General features: G+C 68.8%; 24 protein-coding genes. 7 read left to right on the plus strand and 17 right to left on the minus strand.

Annotated elements, in window-relative coordinates; genetic code table 11:
- The 4 genes from ACXIZN_RS36825 to ACXIZN_RS36840 form a co-directional block, all read right to left on the minus strand.
- Positions 1–1,440, minus strand: a complete 1,440-nt coding sequence (locus ACXIZN_RS36825; protein ID WP_457959464.1) for an FGGY-family carbohydrate kinase — start codon at positions 1,438–1,440, stop codon at positions 1–3.
- Positions 1,437–2,771 (minus strand): MFS transporter, encoded by a 1,335-nt coding sequence (locus tag ACXIZN_RS36830; protein ID WP_457959465.1) that lies wholly within the window; start codon positions 2,769–2,771, stop codon positions 1,437–1,439. The genes ACXIZN_RS36825 and ACXIZN_RS36830 overlap by 4 nt, the downstream gene beginning before the upstream one ends.
- A gap of 286 nt (positions 2,772–3,057) precedes the next feature.
- On the minus strand, positions 3,058–3,852 hold the full coding sequence (locus ACXIZN_RS36835) for a DeoR/GlpR family DNA-binding transcription regulator (RefSeq protein WP_192743925.1): 795 nt from the start codon (positions 3,850–3,852) through the stop codon (positions 3,058–3,060).
- A 5-nt stretch (positions 3,853–3,857) separates the two neighbouring features.
- The gene (locus ACXIZN_RS36840; RefSeq protein WP_457959466.1) at positions 3,858–4,475 is read right to left on the minus strand and encodes a histidine phosphatase family protein; all 618 of its coding nucleotides are present in this window, start codon (positions 4,473–4,475) and stop codon (positions 3,858–3,860) included.
- Between the two features lie 77 nt (positions 4,476–4,552).
- Here ACXIZN_RS36840 and ACXIZN_RS36845 point away from each other — a divergent pair, with 77 nt between their 5' ends.
- The 6 genes from ACXIZN_RS36845 to ACXIZN_RS36870 all read left to right on the plus strand — a co-directional run bounded on the left by ACXIZN_RS36845 (position 4,553) and on the right by ACXIZN_RS36870 (position 10,608).
- The gene (locus tag ACXIZN_RS36845) at positions 4,553–5,239 is read left to right on the plus strand and encodes an HAD family hydrolase (RefSeq protein ID WP_457959467.1); all 687 of its coding nucleotides are present in this window, start codon (positions 4,553–4,555) and stop codon (positions 5,237–5,239) included.
- Positions 5,236–6,921, plus strand: coding sequence for a dihydroxyacetone kinase family protein (locus tag ACXIZN_RS36850; protein WP_457959468.1), 1,686 nt, complete (start codon positions 5,236–5,238; stop codon positions 6,919–6,921). The genes ACXIZN_RS36845 and ACXIZN_RS36850 overlap by 4 nt, the downstream gene beginning before the upstream one ends.
- Before the next feature lies 1 nt (position 6,922).
- Positions 6,923–7,378 (plus strand): ribose-5-phosphate isomerase, encoded by a 456-nt coding sequence (locus ACXIZN_RS36855; protein WP_457959469.1) that lies wholly within the window; start codon positions 6,923–6,925, stop codon positions 7,376–7,378.
- A 97-nt stretch (positions 7,379–7,475) separates the two neighbouring features.
- On the plus strand, positions 7,476–8,510 hold the full coding sequence (locus tag ACXIZN_RS36860; protein ID WP_457959470.1) for a 2-hydroxyacid dehydrogenase: 1,035 nt from the start codon (positions 7,476–7,478) through the stop codon (positions 8,508–8,510).
- A complete protein-coding gene (locus ACXIZN_RS36865; RefSeq protein ID WP_457959471.1) occupies positions 8,507–9,955 on the plus strand; it encodes an FGGY family carbohydrate kinase in 1,449 nt (482 codons plus the stop codon). Before ACXIZN_RS36860 ends, ACXIZN_RS36865 begins: the two co-directional genes overlap by 4 nt.
- A gap of 2 nt (positions 9,956–9,957) precedes the next feature.
- Positions 9,958–10,608 carry a class II aldolase/adducin family protein gene (locus ACXIZN_RS36870; RefSeq protein WP_457959472.1) on the plus strand — a complete coding sequence of 217 codons (651 nt, stop codon included), beginning with the start codon at positions 9,958–9,960 and terminating at the stop codon, positions 10,606–10,608.
- Between the two features lie 135 nt (positions 10,609–10,743).
- Here ACXIZN_RS36870 and ACXIZN_RS36875 read toward each other — a convergent pair whose 3' ends face one another.
- The 5 genes from ACXIZN_RS36875 to ACXIZN_RS36895 form a co-directional block, all read right to left on the minus strand.
- On the minus strand, positions 10,744–11,436 hold the full coding sequence (locus ACXIZN_RS36875; RefSeq protein WP_457959473.1) for an HD domain-containing protein: 693 nt from the start codon (positions 11,434–11,436) through the stop codon (positions 10,744–10,746).
- Positions 11,437–11,502: 66 nt separating this feature from the next.
- Positions 11,503–12,141, minus strand: coding sequence for a hypothetical protein (locus ACXIZN_RS36880; protein ID WP_257489673.1), 639 nt, complete (start codon positions 12,139–12,141; stop codon positions 11,503–11,505).
- Positions 12,142–12,181: 40 nt separating this feature from the next.
- Positions 12,182–13,228 (minus strand): hypothetical protein, encoded by a 1,047-nt coding sequence (locus ACXIZN_RS36885; protein ID WP_457960692.1) that lies wholly within the window; start codon positions 13,226–13,228, stop codon positions 12,182–12,184.
- A 149-nt stretch (positions 13,229–13,377) separates the two neighbouring features.
- Complete coding sequence (locus tag ACXIZN_RS36890) at positions 13,378–13,983, minus strand: transglutaminase-like domain-containing protein (protein WP_457959474.1); 606 nt, start codon at positions 13,981–13,983, stop codon at positions 13,378–13,380.
- Entirely contained in the window at positions 13,980–14,540 is a 561-nt protein-coding gene (locus ACXIZN_RS36895; protein ID WP_457959476.1) for a TetR/AcrR family transcriptional regulator, read from the minus strand. The genes ACXIZN_RS36890 and ACXIZN_RS36895 overlap by 4 nt, the downstream gene beginning before the upstream one ends.
- Positions 14,541–14,627: 87 nt before the next feature.
- Between ACXIZN_RS36895 and ACXIZN_RS36900 the strand changes: the two genes are divergently transcribed.
- Entirely contained in the window at positions 14,628–15,347 is a 720-nt protein-coding gene (locus ACXIZN_RS36900) for an alpha/beta fold hydrolase (RefSeq protein WP_457959477.1), read from the plus strand.
- Here the strand turns inward: ACXIZN_RS36900 and ACXIZN_RS36905 are convergent.
- From ACXIZN_RS36905 to ACXIZN_RS36940, 8 genes are all read right to left on the minus strand, one after another.
- The gene (locus ACXIZN_RS36905; protein ID WP_457959478.1) at positions 15,275–15,754 is read right to left on the minus strand and encodes an HIT family protein; all 480 of its coding nucleotides are present in this window, start codon (positions 15,752–15,754) and stop codon (positions 15,275–15,277) included. The two genes, ACXIZN_RS36900 and ACXIZN_RS36905, sit on opposite strands and share 73 nt — an antisense overlap.
- Before the next feature lie 9 nt (positions 15,755–15,763).
- On the minus strand, positions 15,764–16,108 hold the full coding sequence (locus ACXIZN_RS36910) for a hypothetical protein (RefSeq protein WP_457959479.1): 345 nt from the start codon (positions 16,106–16,108) through the stop codon (positions 15,764–15,766).
- Between the two features lie 13 nt (positions 16,109–16,121).
- On the minus strand, positions 16,122–17,555 hold the full coding sequence (locus tag ACXIZN_RS36915; protein WP_457959480.1) for an MBOAT family O-acyltransferase: 1,434 nt from the start codon (positions 17,553–17,555) through the stop codon (positions 16,122–16,124).
- A 257-nt stretch (positions 17,556–17,812) separates the two neighbouring features.
- The gene (gene rlmB, locus ACXIZN_RS36920) at positions 17,813–18,769 is read right to left on the minus strand and encodes a 23S rRNA (guanosine(2251)-2'-O)-methyltransferase RlmB (protein ID WP_037335364.1); all 957 of its coding nucleotides are present in this window, start codon (positions 18,767–18,769) and stop codon (positions 17,813–17,815) included.
- Positions 18,770–18,804: 35 nt separating this feature from the next.
- Positions 18,805–20,196 (minus strand): cysteine--tRNA ligase, encoded by a 1,392-nt coding sequence (cysS, locus tag ACXIZN_RS36925; RefSeq protein WP_457959481.1) that lies wholly within the window; start codon positions 20,194–20,196, stop codon positions 18,805–18,807.
- 46 nt (positions 20,197–20,242) lie between these two features.
- Positions 20,243–20,929, minus strand: a complete 687-nt coding sequence (locus ACXIZN_RS36930; RefSeq protein WP_457959482.1) for an HAD family hydrolase — start codon at positions 20,927–20,929, stop codon at positions 20,243–20,245.
- A gap of 107 nt (positions 20,930–21,036) precedes the next feature.
- On the minus strand, positions 21,037–21,432 hold the full coding sequence (locus ACXIZN_RS36935; protein ID WP_457959483.1) for a PPOX class F420-dependent oxidoreductase: 396 nt from the start codon (positions 21,430–21,432) through the stop codon (positions 21,037–21,039).
- 22 nt (positions 21,433–21,454) lie between these two features.
- A complete protein-coding gene (locus ACXIZN_RS36940) occupies positions 21,455–21,850 on the minus strand; it encodes a PPOX class F420-dependent oxidoreductase (protein WP_457959484.1) in 396 nt (131 codons plus the stop codon).
- Positions 21,851–21,864: the final 14 nt, after the last annotated feature.

The raw sequence follows: 21,864 nt of genomic DNA on the forward strand, positions 1-21,864 counted from the left end.
TCACCGCTGGGCGACGGCGAACAGTTCGTCGTCGATCCAGCCCCGGGTGTGCAGCTCGGTGCAGAACCGCCGGTACGACTCGGCGAGCGCGGCGCTTTCGCGCTCGTCGGGTTCGACCAGCACTCCCTTGCCGAGCCCTGCGGACGCCTCCGCGAGCCCGCCCGGCAGGACTCCCGCCGCGGCGAGCAGCGCGGCACCGTATCCCGTTTCGGCCTGTGGTGACACCCGCAGGCCGAGACCGGTGACGGTCGCCCGGATCCGAGTCCACAAAGGACTCTTACTGCCGCCGCCCGCCGCCAGCAGCGGATCGGTGATCGTGACGCCGAGGCGGCGCAGGTGATCCAACGCCAGCCGCTCTAGGAAGGCGACTCCCTCCAGCCGGGCCCGGTGCAGCTCGACCTCGTCGGCTTCGCCGGACACGAAGCCTTCGGCGTCCGCGCTGGTGAACGGGAAGCGTTCGCCCTTGCGCCGCAACGGGTACGCGACGATCTCGGCCGGGCCACGGGCGGCCGCCGCCGCGTCGAACTCCGGAAGACGCTCCTGCCCGGCGACGGCCTCGCCGCCGGTGTTCGACGCGCCACCCGGGAGCCACCAGCCGTCCGGATGACGGTGGCTGTACATCGCCCCTGTCGGATCCGGCACCAGTTCCTCGGTGACTCCCTTCAGTACATAGGTCGTGCCGAGGATGCCGACGAAACTGCCGGGGGTGACCGCACCGGCCGCGAGCTGGCCCGCGCAGCCGTCGGTCATCCCGGCCACGACCCGGCAGCCTGCCGGAAGCCCGGCGACCGGGCGGGCCACCTCGCCCAGCACGGTGGCCGGTGCGACCACCGAGGGCAGCAGGCTCTCCGGCACTCCCAAGGCATCGAACACCTCGCCCGGCCATTCGAGGGCGAGCGGGTCGTAGCCGCTCTTCAGCGCATGCGACCAGTCGGCGGCCACCGGCCCGCCGGTGAGTTCGGCGGCGATCAGGTCCGGCGTGTGCCGGATCCCGGCGACGCCGGGGACGTGCCCGGCCAGCCAGGCGATGCGGCCGAGCGCGGCCGTGGCGGACACGCCGAAACCGAGCCGCCGCCAGCGGTCCGCGCCGAGTTCGGTGGCCTCGCGGTTGAGCTCCGCGCCACGCCTGTCGTCGTACATCAGCGCGGGCGTGACCGGCTCGCCCGAGGCGTCGACCCCGACGATCGTCCCCGACGTCGCGGCGACGGCCACCGCGACGACCTCGCCGCCCCTGCCCGGCAGGTCGCCGGTGACCTTCGCCAGCACCGTCTTCACCGCGGGCCACCAGGACCGGGCGTCCTGCTCGCTGCGCCCGCGGCCGTCGCGGACCGGTGTGGGCAGCGGCGTGGCGGCCGAAGCGAGGACGGTGCCGCCGCCCACCGCGAGGGCGCGGACCCCCGCGGTGGCGACGTCGATGCCGATCGTGACGGGTTGGTTCACGTGGTGACGACCTTCTCTCCGACTTCTTGCAGACTCTTGTCCTCTTCGATCGCCTTCGCCGTCTCCTCGGGCAATTTCAGATAGCGCACCATGACCGCCGCGACCAGATACAGCACGGCGAAGACGATCACCACTCCGGCCGCGCCCAGCGGGCCGAGGAACAGGCTGACGATCGCCGGCCCGACGAACGCCGCCGCGCCCGCGCCCAGGTTCAGCAGCGCCATCGCACCGCCCTTGTTCTCCGGGGCGAGGGAGGGGAGCAGTGCCGAGATCGGCACGAACCCGGCGAGCGTGGCGCCGTACAGCGCGCCGACGAGCAGCGCGAGCCAGTAGTACTCGGCGCCCATGGCGATCGGGACGAAGTACAGCAACAGGATCGAGATCGCGCAGCCGATCGCGCCGAACCAGAAGATCGTGGTGCGCCAGCCGATCCGGTCGCTCAGCACGCCGAAGATCAGGTTGAAGAAGATGTTCGTCCCGTAGATGACCGAGACCAGGAGGAGCCAGCGGCTCTCCCCGAACCCGATGTCCTCGATGAAGATCGTCGGGAAGAACACCAGCATCCCGAACTCGGGCGCGGTGTTGATGACGCGGACGAGCATCCCGACGCCGACGCGGGGCTTCTTCCACGCGATCGACACGCTGGACACCAGGCTCTGCACCGGTTTCACGTCCGGCGGCGCGAGCCGGGTGTACCCCGTCCGCTGCCGGACCCCGAAGATCGCCAGCACTCCGCCGAGCCCCAGCAGCGCCACCGACAGCCAGAGCGTGCCGTACTGGCCGAGAACGGGGTTCGTGAAGCTCGCGACCAGCGCGCCCAGCGTCGGCAATCCGCCGGTGAACGCGAAGTAGAACCAGCCGACGGCCGCGCCGAGCCTGGCGACCGGCGCCACCGCCGTGATCCAGACCAGGAAACCGAACGCGAACATCGGATAGCCGAAACCGCGGAGACCGTAGAACACCAGCATCAACGGGTAGCTCTCGCCGGAGACCGCGACCGCGAGGAACAGCACGTCGAACACCAGCCAGATGGCCAGGCCGATCATCATCACGCGCCGCGGCCCCCACAGATCCGAGAGCGCGCCCGACAACCACGACGCCAGCATCACGGCGACGCCGTACACGGTGATCACGTACGAAGCCTTGAGCTCGGTGCCCGCGCCGTTGTCCGCCATGAACGGCGCGATGAAGCCCGACTCGACCCCGTCGCCGATCATGAACAGCAGCAGCCCGGCGTAGCCGAGGAACAGCGGGGCGGGCAGGCCCCAGCGGTTCAGTACACGGGCGAACCCGCTCTCGGGTCGCGATAACGGCGATGTTACCTGGTTCATGCACGCCTCCATGACGTCGTGTTCAGCGTATCATGGATCGTGTTAACTTAACTTTCAAGATGTTACGTCGGTCGATTTTCGTGTTAGCCTCGCGCGTCCGGGCGGATCCGGGGCCTTCGCGGAACGGCGGCACATGCGTCGGCCGTGAGTGACGATTCGAGGTGACCGGTCAGTTCGGCCGAACGCGTCGCGAAAGCCACTTTCAGGACATCAGGCGTCGCGAAAGTGGCTTTCGCGACATGGGCGCGGGCGGCGCGCTGGCCCCTCGGCCCGCGATCCAGAGCCCTCAGAGCTCCGCGATGTCCACTTCCACCTGGCTCCGCATCTCCTCGGCCAGATGTTCTTCCACCCCGTCGTCGACGATCAGCACGTCGAAGTCGCTCAGCGGCGCCAGCCGGTGCAGTGCCGCGCGTTCGGTCTTGCTGTGGTCCATCAGCAGCACCTTCGTCCGGGCGCTGGCCAGCATCGCGCGTTTCAGCATCACGATCTCCGGCTCCTGGTGGAACGTCATCCGCGTGTTCATCGCCGAGGTCGAAACGAAGGTCGCGTCGACGTTGATCCGCTCGATCGCCTCCAGGCTCTGCATGCCGAGGAACGAGTCGTGGGTCGCCGAGTAGTCGCCGCCGATGCAGATGAGCCGCAGGTCGGGGACGCCTTTGAGCAGCTCGATGGCGCCGAGGTAGTTCGTCGCGACGGTCAGCGGGGTGACCCGGTGCAGCATCTTCGCCAGCGCGAGCGCGCTCGTGGAGTCGTCGAGCAGGATCGACATCCCCGGTTCGACGCGGGCGAGCGCGTGCGCGGCGATGGCCATCTTCTCCTCCGAATGCACGTTCATCCGGTAGTCGGCGTTGCTTTCGAAGACGGTCGACGGCATGGCCGACACGCCGCCCCGGTACTTCCGGAGCAGGCCGCGCCGCGCCAGTTCGTCGACGTCGCGGTGCACCGTCATGGTGCTGACGCCGGTGAGTTCCACCAGTTCGGCGATGCTCGAGGAGCCGGTCTTGAAGACGTATTCGGTGATCAGCTGCTGACGCGTGTTACGAGAGTGTGCGCTCGCACCGGCCGTCTTCTCATCGCTCATGCCGTTCAGTATCGCGTGCGCGCCGGCTGGTTGAAGCGCAGCAGGCCGGTGCGCGTGCCGTCGATCGCGATCTCGGTGACGGCAGCGTTGTCCAGCCGCGGGAACACCGTGCGGTAGGTCTCGAGCGGGATGCCGAGCAGCGCGCACAGGGTCAGCCTGATCAGCGTGTTGTGCGCGACGACCAGCACGGTCTCGCCTGGGACCTCGGCGGCGATCCCGCGCAAAGCCGCGGCTCCGCGGGCGGCGGCTTCCGCTGGAGGCTCCGAACCCGGGAAGGCGCCGGTCACGGGGTCGGCGAGAAACCGCGCGACCGCCTCGGGATCCGACGCCGCCAGCTCGTCCCGGGTGCGCCCTTCCATCAGTCCGAAGTGGACTTCACGCAGGCCGTCGACCACCCGCAAGGGCAGGCCCAGTGCCTCGGCCGAAGGTTCCGCCGTGCGACGGGCCCGGCTCTGCGGCGAGCAGAAGACGGCCGACGGCTCGATCGCGGCGGCGAAGCCGGCGAGTTCGTCCGCCTGGCGCAGCCCTTCCTCGGTCAGCGCGACGTCGCTGCTGCCCGCGTACCGGTTCTCGGCGTGCCATTCGGTCTGGCCGTGCCGTGCCAATAACAACCGTGCGACCACGGGATCCCTCCTCAGGGCTTGTCCAGATCACATCATCGATGTTAACTTAACAGCATCGATGTGAAAGGAGACGCCGGATGGCACTCGCCGCGGTGGTGTTCGACCTGGACGGTGTCCTCGTCGACAGTGAACACCTTTGGGAGGAGAACTGGGTGGCGTACGCCGCCCGGCACCGCACCGAATGGACGGCTGAGGACACCGCGTCCGTGCAGGGGATGAGCGCGCCCGAATGGGCCGCGTACCTCGCGAAGCGGTCCGGCACCCCGGAAAGCGCGGCCGAGGTCGAGCGTGCCGTGGTGGACGGCATGATCGCCGCGATCGAGGCGGGGGAGGCGCCCTTGCTGCCGGGCGCCGGGGAGATGGTCCGCGAGGTGAGCGCGAAGGTGCCGGTCGCGCTGGCGTCGTCGGCCGCCCGCCGGGTGATCGACGCGGTACTCGGCAAGCACGGGCTCACCGGCGAGTTCTCCGCGACCGTGTCCAGTGCCGAGGTCGCCAGGGGCAAGCCGAGTCCGGACGTCTATCTCGAAGCCGCGGCCAGGCTGGGCCGGTCCGGCGAGGAATGCCTCGGCGTCGAAGACTCCAGCAACGGCATCCGCGCCGCCGCGGCGGCCGGGCTCACCGTGATCGCGCTGCCGAACCCGGTGTACCCGCCGAAACCGGACGCGCTGGAGCTGGCCGCCGAGGTCGCGGAGGACAACGACGACGTGCGCCGCAAGCTGCTCGCGTACCTGTCCGGCGAATTCGCGGAAGCGAGCGGGCGATGACGGTCCTGGGTACCGCGGAGACGTTCAAACGCGACTGGCTGGACGGGTTCGTCACCGCCTACGGGCGTTCGGTGCGCAAGGTGCCCGATGCCTACGGCGTGCTGCGCCGGGAGGAGTCCGCGCCCAAGGTCGCGGTGGTGATCGGCGGCGGCTGCGGGCACTATCCCGCGTTCGCCGGGCTGGTCGGTCCCGGTCTCGCCGACGGGGCCGTGGTGGGCGACGTGTTCACCAGCCCGAGCGCCGAGCAGGTCTACCGCACCGCGCGGGCCGCGGAGAGCGGCGCCGGTGTGCTCTTCGGTTACGGCAACTACCAGGGCGACGTGCTGCATTTCGGGCTCGCCGCGCGCAGGCTGGCCGCCGAGGGCGTCGAAAGCCGGACGATCCTGGTCACCGACGACATCGCCAGCGGTCCCGCGGACGCGCCGGAGAAGCGCCGCGGTGTCGCGGGCGACTTCCTGGTCTTCAAGATCGCGGGTGCCGCCGCCGAGCGGGGGGACGATCTGGCCGCCGTGCACGCGGTGGCGGAGAAGGCGAACGCGAACACGCGGACCTTCGGCGTCGCGTTCGGCGGATGCACCCTGCCCGGCGCTTCCGCGCCGCTGTTCACCGTCGGCGAGAGCGAGATGGAGCTGGGGCTCGGGATCCACGGCGAGCCCGGCGTGCGCACGGTCGGCAGGCTGAGCGCGCGGGAGCTGGCCGACGAACTGGTCGACGGCCTCCTCCCGGAGCTGCCCGCCGGTGACGGCCGGGTGGTGGTCCTGCTGAACGGGCTGGGCCGCACCAAGTACGAGGAGATGTTCGCGACCTACACCCGCGTGCACGAACGGCTCGCCGCGGCGGGGCTCAGCCCGCTGCACACCGAGGTCGGCGAATTCGTCACGTCGCTCGACATGGCCGGTGTCTCGCTGTCGATCCTGGTGCTCGACGACGAACTCGCCGAGCTCTACGCGGCTCCTTGCGACACCCCTGGCTACCGGAGCACCGGCGCCGCGCTGGCACCGGTGCCGCTGGAGTCCACAGTGGACTCACTGCTGGCCGAGACCCCACCGGGACAGGGCATCGTGGACCGGGCGCTGACGGCGGCCCTGCACGACATCGAGGCCAACGAGGCCGAACTCGGCAGGTTGGACGCGGTCGCGGCGGACGGCGACCACGGGCTGGGCATGACGAGGGGAATGCGGGCCGCGGTGGCCGCCGCACGGCGTGACGAAGACTCGCTGTCCACCGCGCTCCTGGCCGCCGGGACGGCGTTCGCCGACGCGGCGGGCGGTGCGTCCGGCGCGCTGTACGGGGTCCTGCTCGCCGAGACCGGTGCGGGGCTGCGCGGCCGGTCTCCGGGCGAGGTGACCACGGCGGACCTCGCGGACGCCGTCGACGGCGCCGTGGCGGCGTTCGTCGAACTGGGCAAGGCCGAACCCGGAGAGAAGACCATGCTCGACGCCATCGAGCCGTTCAGGCTGGCGTTGCGCGAACAGGCCGAGGCGGGCGCCGACGTCCCGCAGGCCTGGCAGAAAGCGGCCCAGGTCGCGGTGAGCGCGGCCGAGGCCACGGCGGACCTGCTGCCCGTCAAGGGGCGGGCGGCGCGGTTGGCGAAGCGGAGCGAAGGGCACGCCGATCCCGGGGCCACTTCGTTCGCGTTGCTCGTCACCGCGGTCGGCCAAGCTCTGGGAAAGGAAGACTGAAATGCGGATCGTGGTGGCGGCGGACAACGCCGGGGTCGTCCTCAAGGATCAGCTGCGTGATCTGCTCCTCGCCGACGACCGGGTGGACGAGGTCACCGACCTCGGCGTGGCCGACGGCGCCGACGACAAGGCGTATCCGCTGCTCGGCCTCGCGGCGGCGGAGAGGATCGCGCGAGGCGAGGCGGATCGCGGCGTGCTGGTCTGCGGGACCGGGATCGGCATGGCCATCTCGGCGAACAAGGTCCCGGGGGTGCGGGCCACGGTCGCGCACGACTCGTACTCCGCCGAGCGTTCGGTCAAGTCGAACGACTGCCAGGTGATCACCTTCGGTGCCCGGGCGATCGGTCCGGAGCTGGCGAAGAAGATCGTCGCCGAATGGGTCGGCTACCGCTTCGACCCGGCCTCGGCCAGCGCGAGCAAGGTCGCGCACATCACCGAATACGAGCAAGCGCACTGAATCGGACGGCGAAAGCCGAGCGGCGTCGATTGCGGTGGCGGGTTCACCAACAGACACTGAGAACTGCCCGATGCGGGCACGGAGAGAGGACGCAGAGTTGCGGATACTCGCTGCGGGAGACCATTTCGTCGGCACCGGCCTGCTGGCCGGCGCCGTCCGTGCCGAGATCGGCGCCGGGCACGAGTTCTCGGAACTCACGCTGCCGTGGCCGGTGGAGCCGTTCGGCCCGGTCGCGAACGTGCACGAGGCCAGCGGCACCGAGGAGCAGGTGATCGAGGCGCTGGCTGGAGCCGAGGTCGCGGTGACCCAGATGGCGCCCTTCACCAAGCAGGTGTTCGCCGCCGCGCCGGGCCTCAAACTCGTGTCGGTGTGCCGGGGAGGCCCGGTCAACGTGGACCTCGCGGCGGCCACCGAGGCGGGTGTCGCGGTGACGTACGCGCCCGGCCGGAACGCCGGCGCCGCCGCCGAGTTCGCGGTGGGGATGATCCTGGCCGCGATGCGCCGGATCTCGACGTCCTCGGCCGAACTGCTCGGCGGCACGTGGCGCGGCGACTACTACGCCTACGACCAGACCGGTCTCGAACTCGACGGGACCACCGTCGGCCTGGTGGGATACGGCGCGATCGGTGCGCGGGTGGCCAAGGTGCTCGTCGCGTTCGGCGCGAAGGTGCTGGTCTCGGATCCGTTCGCGGATCCCGCCAAGATCGCCGCCGATGGCGCGGAGCTCGTCGAGCTGGACGATCTGCTTCGCCGCAGCTTCGTGGTGAGCCTGCACGCCCGGCTCACCGAAGAGACCCGGCATCTGATCGATGCCGCCAAACTCGCCCTGCTGCCCGAAGGCGCCGTACTGGTCAACACCGCGCGCGGGGGCCTGCTGGACTACTCGCCGCTGCCGGAAGCCCTGCGTTCGGGACGGCTCGGTGCGCTCGCGCTCGACGTGTACGACGTCGAGCCTCCGCCTGCGGACTGGGCGCTGCGGGACGCACCGAACGTGATCGCGACCCCGCACCTCGCCGGAGCCAGCAAGCAGACGGCGGAGCGCGCGGCGAGCATCGTCGCCGCCGAAGTCGGCCGGTACGTCCGCGGGGAGGCGCTCGCGAATCTGGCGAACCCCGAGGTCCTGCGGCCATGATCATCGGTGTCGACATCGGCACGTCACTGACGAAGGCGGTCGTCTTCGACAAGGCCGGGATGTCCGTGGCGAGCGCGTGCACCACCTCCGAGGTGCACCATCTGCCGGGCGGCCTGGTCGAACAGGACCTCGACCAGGTACTCGCCACCGTGGCGACGGTGGTGCGCGAGGTCGCCGCCGGGCTCGACGGCCCGGTCACCGCGTTGGCCCTCACCGGTCAGGGCGACGGATTGTGGCTGCGCGACGAAGCCGGCGAGGCCGTCCGCCCGGCGATCTCCTGGCTCGACGGCCGGGCGAACTCGCTGCTCGCCAAGTGGCAGGCCGACGGAGTGACCAGGGAGGTGTTCCGTCGCACCGCGTCGGGAATGTTCCCGGGTTGCGCCGCGGCGATCATGTCCTTTTTGGACACTCACGAACCGGAGTCGCTGGACAGGGCGGCGGTGGCGGGTTACTGCGTCGACGCGGTGCTCCAGCGGTTGACCGGCGAGATCACCGTCGACGCGTCGGACGCTTCGCTGCCCTTCCTCGATCCGGCGACCCGGCGCTACGACGAAGCCGCCATCGCGGCCGTCGGGCTCTCCCACCGCCGAAGCCTGTTCGTGGAGCCCGCGGCGCCGAAGACCGTCTTCCGGTTGGACGAGCGCGGGGCCGCGCTGCTCGGTCTTCCCGCCGGGCTGCCGGTCACCGCGGGCCCGTTCGACCTGCCCGCGAGCGCCATCGGCGCCGGCGTACGACGTCCGGGCGACGGCATCCTCACGGCGGGCACCACCCTCGCGTGCCAGGTCCTGACGGATTCGGCGGCATTCGATCGGGAGGGCGAGCCGGCGGGCATGTTCCTTTGCACGCCGGAACAAGGGGAGTTCCTGCGGGCGATGCCGGCGATGGTCGGCACCGCGGGCATCGACTGGGTGTGCCGCCTGTTCGGCATCGCGGTCGAGGAGATCGGTCCGCTCCTCGACGCGAGCAGGCCGGGCGCGGGTGGCGTTCGCGCGCTGCCGTTCCTCTCCGCGTCGGGTGAGCGAGCCCCGTTCGTCGACGCTTCCGCGAGGGCGCAGTTCTCCGGGCTGAGCCTGGAGAGCGAACGAGGCGACATCGTCCGGGCGCTGTGCGAGTCGATCGCTTACGCGGCAAGGCATTGCTTCGACGCCGCCGGGCTAACCGGCACGTTGTACGCCTGTGGAGGCGGGGTCCGCTCGCTCGAGTGGACCCGGATCTTCGCCGATGTTCTCGGGCGGCCCATCGTCATCCCCGGCGATCCCGGGGTCGGTGCGCGGGGTGCGGTGATCGTCGCGGCGGACGCCCTCGGCGAACCGGTCGACAGGGAGCTCTGGGCGGAAAGCGCACGCGTCGTCGAGGTCCGGCCCGGGAACGTAGAGTTCTACGAGCAGGGCTACGCCGACTATCAGGCCTCACTGGCCGCGGCCCGCGGACTCTGGAGGTTGTGACGGTGATCCTCGCCAAAGAACGCTTGGCGGTCTGCGAATTCGCCCGCCGGATGACCACCGACGGGCTCGTGGTCGGCACCTCCGGCAACGTCTCCGCGAGGCAGGGCGACCTGATCGCGGTGACCCCGACGGGAGTCGACTACGCCGGGCTGCGGCCGGAAGACGTTCCGGTCGTCGGCCTCGACGGGGAAACCGTGGAGGGCTCGCTCAAACCGACGAGCGAACTCCCGATGCACCTCACCGTGTACCGGCAGGCGGCGGATCCCGACGGCAAACCGGTCTCCGCCGTGGTGCACACGCATTCCGTGCACGCCACGGCGGTCTCGACCCTCGTCACCGAGGTGCCGCCGATCCACTACATGCTCGCCGCGATCGGCCCGACAGCCCGCGTCGCGGCCTACGCGACGTACGGCACCGAGGAACTCGCCAAAGTGATGCTGGAAGCGCTGGAAGGCCGCCGCGGCTGCCTGCTGGCGAACCACGGCACCGTCACCTTCGGCGACAGCCTCGGCTCCGCGTACAGCCGGGCGCAGCAGCTCGAGTGGGTCTGCCAGGTGTGGCTGACGGCCCGGGCGGCGGGAACACCGGCCCTGCTCCCGCCTGCCGAGATCGAGCACGTCGTGGAGAAACTCCGCGGCTACGGCCAGCGCTGAACGCACGCGAGTTACGCCCCCGATCACGCGAGTCGCGTCTCTGATCACGCGAGTTACGGCTCTGATCACGCGAGTTACGGCTCGGATCACGCGATATCCGCTGTTCGCCGACCGACGAGCCAGCATCACGCGGGATCAGGAAGCAGCGGGCTCGGCCTCGAAGTCGGTGGCGTCCACGGCGTGTACCGCGTCGAGGAGTTCGACGACCGTCGGATCGTCGACGGCTTCCTTGATGCACTGCCACAACTGAAGATTCGCCAGTGCCCAGCGGGAGTAGTTCTCCGCCGCCTTGGGGTTGTAGAAGTAGTAACCACTGTCGTGGACATCGCACTGTTCGCCCACGATCTTGTCCGCCAGCTCGCGGAGGCTCAACCCGTTCTCCCGCAGATAGCGGTGGGCGAGTACGACGGGCGTCACCGGCAGCGCCTTGAACAGCGTGTCGGCGTCGCTCAGCGCCTGAGCTTCGAGCGAGATGTGACGGCCTCTGGTGGCCATCTCGGCTTCGTCGATGATCTCGTCGACCCACTCGGCGACGGTTTCCTCGACACCGCATTCCTGCAGGATGCCCATCCGGAGGTCTCGCCCGGCGGCCGCGGGGGAATTCCGGTGCACGATGTAGTTCACGTCGTGCACCAGTGCCGCCACCTCGACGACGGCGCGATCCGCACCGTTGTGATCGGCGAACCCCGCGGCCTTGGCCCGGACGAAACTCACGTGGTGCCAGCCGTGGAACTGCAGTTTGTCCGCATAACGCCAGCACAGTCGCCGGACATGGTGTTCGACGGCTTCGATGGTCTGGGAAGGAATCGTGCTCTTTCGCGCGCGCATACACCTCTCCGATCCCGTTTACGGACGGGTGGAGCAAGGGTATGCGCCTTCGACGGCGGTGTGTAGTCAGATACGGCCTGCCAGGTCCCCCAATCGGACCTCGACCGGAACGTGACGATGTCCGATTCCGGTCTTCGGGTCGAAGGAAAGACTGAACTCGCTCACCGGACGTGATTTCACCAGAAACGTCATAGTCCCTTCGGTGGCTTCGGGAATCCGATGGAACTCGTCCGCGTACATGACGCCCGCCGACCCTGTCTGGCACAGGGTGCTACGTCGTAACCGAACCGATGTGATCAATCCGGAAAGTTGATCTCGCAGGGTCGAATATCGCTCGTGGACGTAGTTGCCACGGAGGATCGTGGTGCAGAAGTGATATCTGTGATTGTGCACTGAATCGGCGTACCCCTCGCGCCAATCCGACGGCGCCTTGTACTCGTGCAGCCAGATCGAGAAGGGATCCGTCGGGCAATCGAGCAGGCACCAGGCGAAATGGGTGGTGGTCTCCCGGGACCGCTCGAGCACCGCGCTCGCTTCGTCCGGGCTCAGCGAAGCCAAATGCCGCCGGAGGTCGTCGCGCAGCTCTGGTCTCGACGTCCAGTCGCGGAAGATCCCGTCGACGATCTGCCAGTGCTGCGTCAGCGGCAGATCCGTGGTCCGGAGCAGCGCGGAGAGCTGGGTGAGGGGGGACAAGCGAGTGAGCAACTTCAGCTCCTCAAATCTAGTGCCGTGCGACGCCGAGGGGTCAGGGGTTCAGCTCGGCGATTGTGGTGAACTCCTTCCGGAAGGTGTGGAATTTCCCTTCCAGTTCGAGGAAGTTCTCTTCGGACAGGGGAGAGCCGGTGATCTTTTCATACAGGGCGAGGAAATCCGCCCTCGTCGTCGTGGTCGAGATACGGAAGTGCCGTCCGGAGCGCGATTGCGACACGCGCAGGAACTCGGAACGTTCCTTGTTGTACAGGAACGAACCTTCGCTGAACCGCAGCGTGCGCGGATACAACGTCGTCGCGCCGCGGATGTCGCTGTACAAGGTCACCCAAACGCTCTCGTCGAACACTTCGAGCCGGTCCAGTGGCGGGTCGGCGACGACGGTGATGTCCACCAGCGAGCACCGGCTGCGCGCCAGGAACAGCCCGACGAGGCCGATGCTGATCTCGTCGTTGAGCCGCTTCTGGATCGTCTCGTAGTCCATCCCCGCTTCTTCACTGCGCAGGAGATAGCGCGCCCTGCCGCCGATCGCGCCCTCGTCGCGCGGGTCGGCGATGACCACGCGAAGCTCCCTCTCGGTGCGGGACAACAACAATCGGGCGGCGGCGTGCCTGCCGGAGAAGCCGCGGAAGAAGTAGTGCCTGGTCGCGTCGAGGTCTTCGGTCATGACCCGGTTGAACATCGGGTCCGGATCGGTGGTCGCCTCGAAGACGTGGGTGGGGAAGAATTCCTTGTTGAGCGAACGGTATTCGGCGCTGAGCGCTTCCAGCGCCCGGCGGCTCTCCTCGATCACCGGGGTCACCATCGCGCGCTGTGACGCGGTGGCGGTGATCAGGGTCTGGCCGAAGCCGACCACCGCGGAGATCAGGGTGCCGGTGCCCACTGAGGTGAGCAGTGTCTTGCCGGCGCCGGGATCCATCATGCTGGAGATCCACAGGCTGAGGCCCGCGACGACGACCAGTACGGTGAGCAGCAGACTCGTCCTGGTCCAGAAGATCTCTTGCAACGGGGTACGGCGGAGCCGATCGGCTTCCGCGGGCACGAAGGTCACCTCCTCGATCAGCACTCGAACGGACGAACGCAGTGCGTATCTGTTCGAGTGCGGGGAGTTACTCTACGCGCATCGTGACCAGCCCGAAATAAGAAATTCGGGGGAAAGCGACCGGCAACGAATGTGACGCTCGGCGATGCCGGTTTCGCATCGGAGGTTTCGCCGGATCACGGAAAAACCACTCACGGAGCGTGTGGAAGTATTCCTTCGTACCAGGCGGGTCCGGGCTTCGCCGACGACAAGGTTTCGACGACCGCCGAAGACGGTGCGGTGTACACCGTGGGGAAGTCGATCTCGCCCTTGCCGGGGTCCAGCGTCCACGCGAGCCGCTCATCTTCCGGCAGGCTCGCTTGTATCAAAGGAAAGTGCGCGTCCGCACCGTTTTTGTTGCCTCTGGGGTCGAGCCGGATCCACCGGTCCAAGCTCGCGAGGTACACGCCGTTGAGCCCGTGCAGAACGCCGATCCGCTGATAACAGAACCCGGCCGGGATGCCTTGGCTGCGAAGCAAAGCGGCCAGAAGATGGGCCTTCGCGTAGCAGAGCCCGACTCCCTCGCGCAGAACCTCGGAGGCCATAAGAGTGACCCGGGAATCGGCGGCGTCCACCGTATGGTCGATCTCGTCGCGCACGAAGTGAAACATCGAACGAATCACGTCGACTTCGGTGCCACCGGTCGGTGACAGTCTGTCAGCCGTTTCGCGGATCAGCGGGTGATCGTGATCGACGATCGCGTCGGCGACGAGATAATCTTCGAGGCGCTCGGATTCGATCTTCAACGTGATTTTCACGCGGCACCACCCAGTACGGTATCGACGGCTTCTTCGAGGAATTTCGATCCGGCGTCGCCGCCGCGCAGGAGCAACCGGAACCAGATCGCCCCCGCGAGCAGATCCATCACCAGAACCGGGTCGACGCCGGCGCGCAGTTCGCCTCTCGCGGTGGCGCGTTCGAAGATCGGCTCTTCGCGTGCCATGCGGTCGGCGAAGAAACTCCGTGACACCTCACCGAGTTCGGGGCGCCGGGGGCCCGCGGTCAAGGCCGCCGTGACGACCGGCGCGGTGCGCTCCGAGGTCAGCAATCGATGGATTTGCGTTGCCACGGCGAGAAGATCGCCGCGCAGGCTGCCGGTGTCGGGGACGTCGACGGCGAACAGGCCCGAATCGCGCAGCGCGGCGGCCAGGAGCGCGTCCTTCGACGGCCACCATCGGTACAGCGTCGTCTTGTTGACGCCGGACCGGGTGGCCACCGCCTCGATGGCGAGCTTGTCGTAACCGTGCTCGGCCAGCAGTTCGAGGGTGGCGGCGAAGATCGCCTCGGCCTTGCGCGGACCGTTCTGGGTGGTCACCCGCAAACAATACAACGCACCGTTGCGTTGGGTGTCGAGGGCGGGTACTTTGCAACGCAACGGTGCGTTGCATTCAGGAGGTAGTTCATGGTCCCCCTCGTCCTCGTCCACGGCATCCGGCTCAGCGGCGCCGCGTGGACCGAGCAACTCGAACTGCTCGGAGAGGCCGCGAAAGCAGTCGATCTCCCAGGCCACGGCACCCGCCGGGGAGAGCGGTTCACCGTGGCAGAGGCGGCGGACGTGATCGCCGAAGCCATCACCGAACCCGTGCTGGTCGTGGGGCACTCGCTTGGTGGCTACGCCGCGATCGCCGCGGCCGCGCGGTATCCGGAGCGCGTGGCAGGCCTCGTCGTCGCGGACTCGACCCTCCTGCCCGGCCGTGCCCTGGAGACTCCGTTCCGCGTAGCGCACCGCCTGCTCATGCGGCTGCCGGACCAGGGCGAGCGGCTGAGCCGATGGCAGTTCCGAAGCGTCCTGCCGCCGAAACTCGCCGAAGCGGTGATCGGCGGCGGCATCGCGACCGAGGTGATCCCGGATGTCGCCGAGGCCTTCGCGGACTTCGACGTGCTGGCGGAACTCGCGGCCTACCCGGGCCCCACGTGGATCGTCAACGGCTCACACGACCACTTCCGCCGCCATGAACGCCGCTTTCTCGACGCGTGCGCCGACGGCAGGCTGGTCAATGTCCCGAAGGCGGGGCACTACCTGCCGATGGTGCGCGGCAAGGAGTTCGCTCAGCTCGTACTCGACGCGGCCCGTAGCCTGTCGATCTCCGCGGTCAGCTCGGAACGCAGCGAATCGTGCTGAGGCCCCAACGAAGAGGCCCAGTTTTCCACCGGATACAGCCAAACCGGCCGTCCGGCCACCTCGGCGGGCTCCCAGTCGTAACGCGGCCAGACGTGCGCGTGCAGGAACGGATCCGTGTTGCCGAGAATCTCCAGATTCACCCGGCGGAAGCCCGGATCCCTACGCGCGCAGACGTTTTCGACGGCTTCGCCGAGCAGCTCCATGTCTGCCAGGAACTCCAGCCGTCGCGGCCGCGGTAGGTCGGTCAGCCTGCCGACGGCCGGGGAATCGGTCAGCAGGACACAGTAGCCCGGCAGGAACTGCGTATCGCCGATCACCGCGAACCCCGCGTCCAGCCGCCGCAGCACCGTCGGGTTCTCCCCGCGCAGCGCCGAACCGATCCGATCCCGCTTCCAGTCGCCGGTCATGCGGCCAACCTAGCCGACCGGGAACATCGAACCGCCGGATCCGGTGAACTGGGCGGTCAGGCGGACCGGCTCCGGATGGGGGGCCAGCACGATCGAGGCGAACGGTGTCGCGGCGGCCTGTGACCCGTAATTGGTGTGCAGATGCGCGCTGACGTGGACGTTCCGGTCGGCGGGGATCTCGAACGTGACCGCACCCCACGAGACCAGGAACTGCCTGCCGTCGATGCTCACGAACGGGGCGTACGGCACCGAGCTGGAGGGGAACGGCCGCAGTTCGACGGTGAGCAGCCGGCGCGGGCCGTCGTGGGCGTCCACGTACGGGATCACGCCGGGCCGGCTGGACAGGTCCGTCATTCTCGGGGCTCCCTCAGAACTGGTAGTAGAGGAACGGGCTGAACGTCCCGGTCGCGATCAGGATGGCCGCGTACACCAGTCCGACGGTCATCACGCCGATCCGCAGCGCCGTCGCCGGGCGGCTCCGCGAGGACTCCAGCAGCGGCCCGGTCACCGGATGCGCGGGCAGGAACACGATCGCCAGCGCGCACAGCAGGATGATCAGCCGCTGGTTGGTGACCGCGCTTTCGACGACGTCGGTGAGGCCGGTGAAGTCCGGCAGCACCATGTGCCCGATCATGCCGAGCGCCTGCGGCAGGTCCTTGGCGCGGAAGAACACCCAGCCGAACACCACGAGCACGAGCGTCAGCGCGCGGCGCCCGATACGCGCGGCCTGCGACTTGGGGGTGGTGTCGTAGCCGAAAGCGCGTTCCACGATCAGGATCGCGCCGTGATACATGCCCCAGATCAGGAACGTCCACTGCGCGCCGTGCCAGAACCCGGTCAGCACGAAGACGATGCACAGGTTCCGGTACGTGCGCCCGGCGCCGGCGCGGTTGCCGCCCAGCGGGATGTAGACGTAGTCGCGGAACCAGCGCGACAGCGACATGTGCCAGCGCCGCCAGAACTCGGTGATCGTCACCGACGAGTACGGTCTCGCGAAGTTCTCCGGGAGCCGGAAGCCGAGCATGCGGCCGAGCCCGATCGCCATGTCGGAGTACCCGGAGAAGTCGAAGAACAGCTGCAGGGTGTACGCGATCGCGCCGAGCCAGGCGATCGCGAAGGTCATCTGATCCGGTGGTGTGTTGAAACAGGCGTCCACCAGCGGGCTGAGCGAGTCCGCGATGATCGTCTTCTTGCACAGCCCGAGCGCGAACCGCGGGAAACCGGCGGCGATGTCGTCGAGGCGGTGGGACCGCTGTTGCGGCAGCTGACCCGCGATCTCCCGGAACCGCACGATCGGCCCGGCCACCAGCTGCGGGAACATCGCGATGTACGCGGTGAACGCCACGGGGTCGCGCAGCGCGCGGCGTTCACCGCGGTAGATGTCCACCACGTAGGAGATGTGGTGGAACGTGTAGAACGAGATGCCGATCGGGATGACCAGTTCGGCCACCGGGAAATCGCCGCCGAACCAGTGCGTCACGGCCGCGATCTGCTGCGTCGCGAATCCCGCGTACTTCCAGATCAGCAGCATGCCGACGTTGAGGCCGATGACCCCGATCAGCAGCCGCTTGCGCCGTTTGTTCTGCAGGTCCCAGGCGTTCGGCTCCAGCGCGGGCCCGGCCAGGAAGTTGACCACCATGCAGCCGAGCAGCACCAGCGTGTACGGGCCGGCGCCGGTGGCGTAGAAGATCAGGCTGCCGACCGCGACGATGCCGTTCCGCCAGCTGCGCGGGCACACCAGGACGGCGAGCAGGATCGCCGGCATGAAGTACCACAGGAACAGCGGTGAAATGAACGACATCGGTGCGGGTCCCCCAGGGCGGTTACGCGTTAGCCGCTGGTGACCTTAGCCTGCGTTCCTGTTGGCGGAGCCGGGATGGCCTCGGAAAAGTGACCACCCGCATGAACCCGCACGGCCGGAGGCCCCGCTATCGCGGTGGCAGGGCGCCATGTCACCTCCAGCGAGGTGGACGATCAGGCCGCGCCCCGCCGACGTCGATCGCGGACGCGGGTTCACCAAGGGACACCGCTTCCCGCACCGTGTGACGAAGTGCGGGGTCAGACACGTCCCGCGAGCCGCCGGCGGCGCGCCACCTCGGCCAGCAGCACCCCGGCCGCGACCGACGCGTTGAGCGACTCGACGCCCGCCGCCATCGGGATCGACACGGTCGCGTCGCAGGTCTCGCGCACCAGCCGGGAGAGGCCGCGGCCCTCCGAGCCGAGCACGATGACCAGCGGATCCGCCGCGAGGTCGAGTTCGTCGATGTCCACCGAGCCGTCCGCGTCGAGGCCGACGACCATCAGGCCTTCGTCCTTCCACGCCTTCAGCTGACGGGTGAGGTTGGTCGCGACGGCGATCGGCAGCTTGGCCGCGGTGCCGGCGGAGGTCCGCCACGCGACCGCGGTCATACCCGCGCTGCGCCGCTCCGGCAGGAGGACACCCTGCGCGCCGAACGCGGCGGCCGACCGGATCACCGCGCCGAGGTTGCGCGGGTCGGTGACGCCGTCGAGCGCGACGAACAGCGGGGTCTGCCCGGAGTCCTTCGCGACGGCCATCAGGTCGCGCGGGTCGGCGTAGACGAACGGCGGGACCTGGAGGCCGAGGCCCTGGTGCATGGCCCGGTTGGTCTTGCGGTCCAGTTCCTCGCGTGGGATCTCCAGGATCGAGATGCCCTTGTCGCCGGCGAGCCGGACGGCCTCGTTCACGCGGTCGTCGATCTCGATGTTGATCGCGACGTACAGCGCGGTGGCCGGCACGTCGGCGCGCAGCGCCTCGACCACCGGGTTGCGCCCGGCGATCAGTTCCGGCTTGTCGGCCTTCTTCTGCCGCGCCTGGTCCTTGCGGTCACGCGCGTTGGCCATCCGGTACGCCTTGTGGCCGGGCCGGTCCTCGGCCTTGGGCGTCGGGCCCTTGCCTTCGAGGCCCTTCCGGCGCTGGCCGCCGGAGCCGACGACCTGACCCTTCTTCGTGCCGGGCTTGCGAATAGCGCCCTGGCGCCGGGAGTTGCCTGCCATCAGTGAGAATCCTTGAGCTAGAGACCGAGTAAGGGTCAGACGTCCTTGACGGTCCACTGTGGACCGTTCGGGGTGTCCTCCACCACGATGCCCGCCTGCTGGAGGCGGTCACGCGCGGCGTCCGCACGGGCGAAGTCCTTCTCGGCGCGGGCCTGCTGCCGTTCGGTGAGCAGCCCTTCCACGAGTTCGGACAGTGCCTGCCGGGTGGGCGTCTCATTGCCGCCCGCCTCGGACCAGCGCGCGGAGAGCGGGTCGAGGCCGAGCACGTCGGTCATCGCGCGCACGGAGGCGGCGATTTCGAGTGCCTTGGAATTGTCGGACGCGTCGAGGGCCGCGTTACCGTCGCGGACCGTGTTGTGCAGCACTGCGAAGGCCTGCGGAGTGGCGAGGTCGTCGTCGAGCGCGGCCGCGAACCCGTCCGGGATCTCGCCGAGGTGGACCGTGCCGGCGATACCCGCCGTGCGGCGGAGGAACTGTTCGATCCGCCGGTAGCCCTGCGCGGCTTCGGTGAGCGCTCCGTCGGAGTACTCGATCGTCGACCGGTAGTGCGGCTGAACCAGGTAGTACCGGAGTTCGGGCGCCCGGTAGTCCTTGAGCATCTCCGGGATCGAGACCGTGTTGCCCAGCGACTTCGACATCTTCTCGCCGGACATGGTCACCCAGGCGTTGTGCAGCCAGAACCGCGCGAACGGGTCACCCGCCGCGTTCGACTGGGCGCGCTCGTTCTCGTGGTGCGGGAACACCAGGTCGACGCCGCCGCCGTGGATGTCGAACTCCGCGCCGAGGTACGTGGTCGCCATCGCCGAGCATTCGAGGTGCCAGCCGGGACGGCCGGAGCCCCACGGCGTCGGCCAAGACGGCTCGCCCGGCTTCGCGGCCTTCCACAGCGTGAAGTCGCGCGCGTCGCGTTTGCCCTCGCCGAGGCTCTCGCCCTGCTGGACCTCGTCGAGCTTCTGGCCGGAGAGATCGCCGTAGCCGTCGAACGCCTTGACCGAGAAGTACACGTCGCCGCCCGAGGCGTACGCGTGCCCGCCGTCGATCAGCCGCTGCATCAGCTCGACCATCTGCGTGACGTGCCCGGTCGCCCGGGGAGCGATCGAAGGCGGCAAGCAGCCCAGCGCCTCGTACGCCGACTCGAAGGCGCGCTCGTGCGTGGCCGCCCACTCCCACCACGGGCGATCCGCCGCGGCGGCCTTGGTGAGGATCTTGTCGTCGATGTCGGTGACGTTGCGGACCATCAGCACGTCGAGTCCACTGTGGACGAGCCAGCGACGAAGGACGTCGTAGTTCAGCGCGCCGCGGACGTGGCCGATATGGGGAACACCCTGCACGGTGGCACCACACACGTACATGGACGCCGTTCCGCTACGGGCGGGATGGAATTCCCGCACGCTCCGGGTCGCGGTGTCATAGAGGTGTAGTGCCACCCTAAAAGGGTACGGGGTAGGCGTGAGCGGTGTCGCAGTGACCGTATTACAGCACGTTGCGGGCGCGCATGACGTTGAGCAGGGCGTCCGGCCGCTCGGCCGTCGGCAGCGGCTCTACCAGCGCGAACGCGCAGCCGATCTCGCGTGCGGCGCCGTCGGCCTCCTCGCTGTCGCCGACCATGAGCGTTTCCGCCGGGTCGACCCCGAGCCGCTCGACGGCCGCGCGGAAGATCTCCGGCTCCGGCTTCACCGCTCCGACCTCGAACGACAGGATGAATTCGTCGACGTAGGCGTCCCAGCCACGGCGGCCGAACGCGGGGCGGATGTCGAAGGCGATGTTGCTCAGCACCCCGACCTTCACGCCCTTGCCGGAGACGCCCTTGAGGACGGCTTCGGTGTCCGGGTACGGCGTCCACTGGGTGGGATCGATCAGCCGGGTGTAGAGCGCGACCGCCTGGTCGGCGTGCGGCACCCCGGACTGCTTGAGGACCTCGAGGTACACCTTCCGGTGCAGCACCGGGTCGCGGTCGCGGTGGTTCCAGGCGTGCAGGTGCTCCTCGTCGAGGTCGACGACCTGGCCGACCGGCGCGGTCATCCGGCGCATCAGTTCGGTCTGGGCCTCGATGTCCAGGCTCTCGCCCTGGTGGTCGGTGAGGTCGGCGAGCCAGGTCTCGTCCTGTTCGAGCCGGAAGACCGTGCCGGAGAAGTCGAACAACACAGCGCGAAAGGTCACGAACCCCACATTAGCCACGATCGTGGGATCTTCGCCGCCCCTCGCGTGTGAGATGAAAGGTCCTTTCCCGGCGGGATTCGCGAGGAAAGGACCTTTCATGGCGCGCGTCAGGCGGCGTTGCCGGTGATCCGGGTGGGCGTGATCCGGACCAGCACGCGGACGACGTCCGCCGGCTCCTCCGGGTAGTCCTTGCCGAGGTACTTGTGCGAGAGCTCGTTGATCAGCTCGCGCCCGCCCTCGTCGGTCATCTCCACGGTCCCGCGGATCTCGACGTAGTCGTACGGGTTCTCCTGGTCGAAGACCGAGACGGACACCCGCGGGTCCCTGGCCATGTTCCGCTCCTTGAGACGGCCCCGGACGGTCGCGAAGACCACCGTGTCGCCGTCCCGCTTCGCCCACAGCACGGACGTCTGCGCGGAGCCGTCCGCGTTGATGGTCGCCAGCACCGGGAAGTTGTTGCCGTCGAGGAGTTTCTTGGTCGCTTCGTTGAAGGTCACACCCATGGCTGAATCCTAGGCAGCCTGATCACCGGACGTTCCCGGCGATCCGCTCGACCCGCAGGCGGACGATCACCCGCTCGACGTCGTCGCCCTCCGGCGGCGGGTCCTGGCCGAGGTACTTGTGGCTGAGCGTCTTCGGCAGCGTCTTCCCGGGATCCGGGGTGATCGTGACCGTGCCGCGCAGTTGCGTGTGCCGGTACGGGTTCTCCGCGTCGGTGATCGACACGCTCGCGCGAGGATCGCGACGCAGGTTCCGGACCTTCAGCCGGTCTTCGGTGGCGCTGAAGACGAGATCGCCCTCGTCGAGGCCCACCCAGATGACCGAGGTCTGCGGGCCGCCGTCGGCGTCCAGCGTGGCCACGGTCGCGAAGTTCTTGCCGTCCACCAGTTCGCGGACCGGTTCGGGAAGTGTGACTGCCATGACAGCCGGAACCG

This window comes from Amycolatopsis sp. TRM77291 (assembly GCF_054166285.1).

What these genes read in the sequence shown, in the direction of transcription:
- ACXIZN_RS36940 (WP_457959484.1), bottom strand. Translation starts at nt 21,850, where the DNA reads ATGGCAGTCACACTTCCCGAACCGGTCCGCGAACTGGTGGACGGCAAG.
- ACXIZN_RS36835 (WP_192743925.1), bottom strand. Translation starts at nt 3,852, where the DNA reads ATGAGCGATGAGAAGACGGCCGGTGCGAGCGCACACTCTCGTAACACG.
- ACXIZN_RS36845 (WP_457959467.1), top strand. Translation starts at nt 4,553, where the DNA reads ATGGCACTCGCCGCGGTGGTGTTCGACCTGGACGGTGTCCTCGTCGAC.
- ACXIZN_RS36915 (WP_457959480.1), bottom strand. Translation starts at nt 17,555, where the DNA reads ATGTCGTTCATTTCACCGCTGTTCCTGTGGTACTTCATGCCGGCGATC.
- ACXIZN_RS36875 (WP_457959473.1), bottom strand. Translation starts at nt 11,436, where the DNA reads ATGCGCGCGCGAAAGAGCACGATTCCTTCCCAGACCATCGAAGCCGTC.
- ACXIZN_RS36935 (WP_457959483.1), bottom strand. Translation starts at nt 21,432, where the DNA reads ATGGGTGTGACCTTCAACGAAGCGACCAAGAAACTCCTCGACGGCAAC.
- ACXIZN_RS36905 (WP_457959478.1), bottom strand. Translation starts at nt 15,754, where the DNA reads ATGACCGGCGACTGGAAGCGGGATCGGATCGGTTCGGCGCTGCGCGGG.
- ACXIZN_RS36900 (WP_457959477.1), top strand. Translation starts at nt 14,628, where the DNA reads ATGGTCCCCCTCGTCCTCGTCCACGGCATCCGGCTCAGCGGCGCCGCG.
- ACXIZN_RS36855 (WP_457959469.1), top strand. Translation starts at nt 6,923, where the DNA reads ATGCGGATCGTGGTGGCGGCGGACAACGCCGGGGTCGTCCTCAAGGAT.
- ACXIZN_RS36850 (WP_457959468.1), top strand. Translation starts at nt 5,236, where the DNA reads ATGACGGTCCTGGGTACCGCGGAGACGTTCAAACGCGACTGGCTGGAC.
- ACXIZN_RS36910 (WP_457959479.1), bottom strand. Translation starts at nt 16,108, where the DNA reads ATGACGGACCTGTCCAGCCGGCCCGGCGTGATCCCGTACGTGGACGCC.
- rlmB (WP_037335364.1), bottom strand. Translation starts at nt 18,769, where the DNA reads ATGGCAGGCAACTCCCGGCGCCAGGGCGCTATTCGCAAGCCCGGCACG.
- ACXIZN_RS36830 (WP_457959465.1), bottom strand. Translation starts at nt 2,771, where the DNA reads ATGAACCAGGTAACATCGCCGTTATCGCGACCCGAGAGCGGGTTCGCC.
- ACXIZN_RS36865 (WP_457959471.1), top strand. Translation starts at nt 8,507, where the DNA reads ATGATCATCGGTGTCGACATCGGCACGTCACTGACGAAGGCGGTCGTC.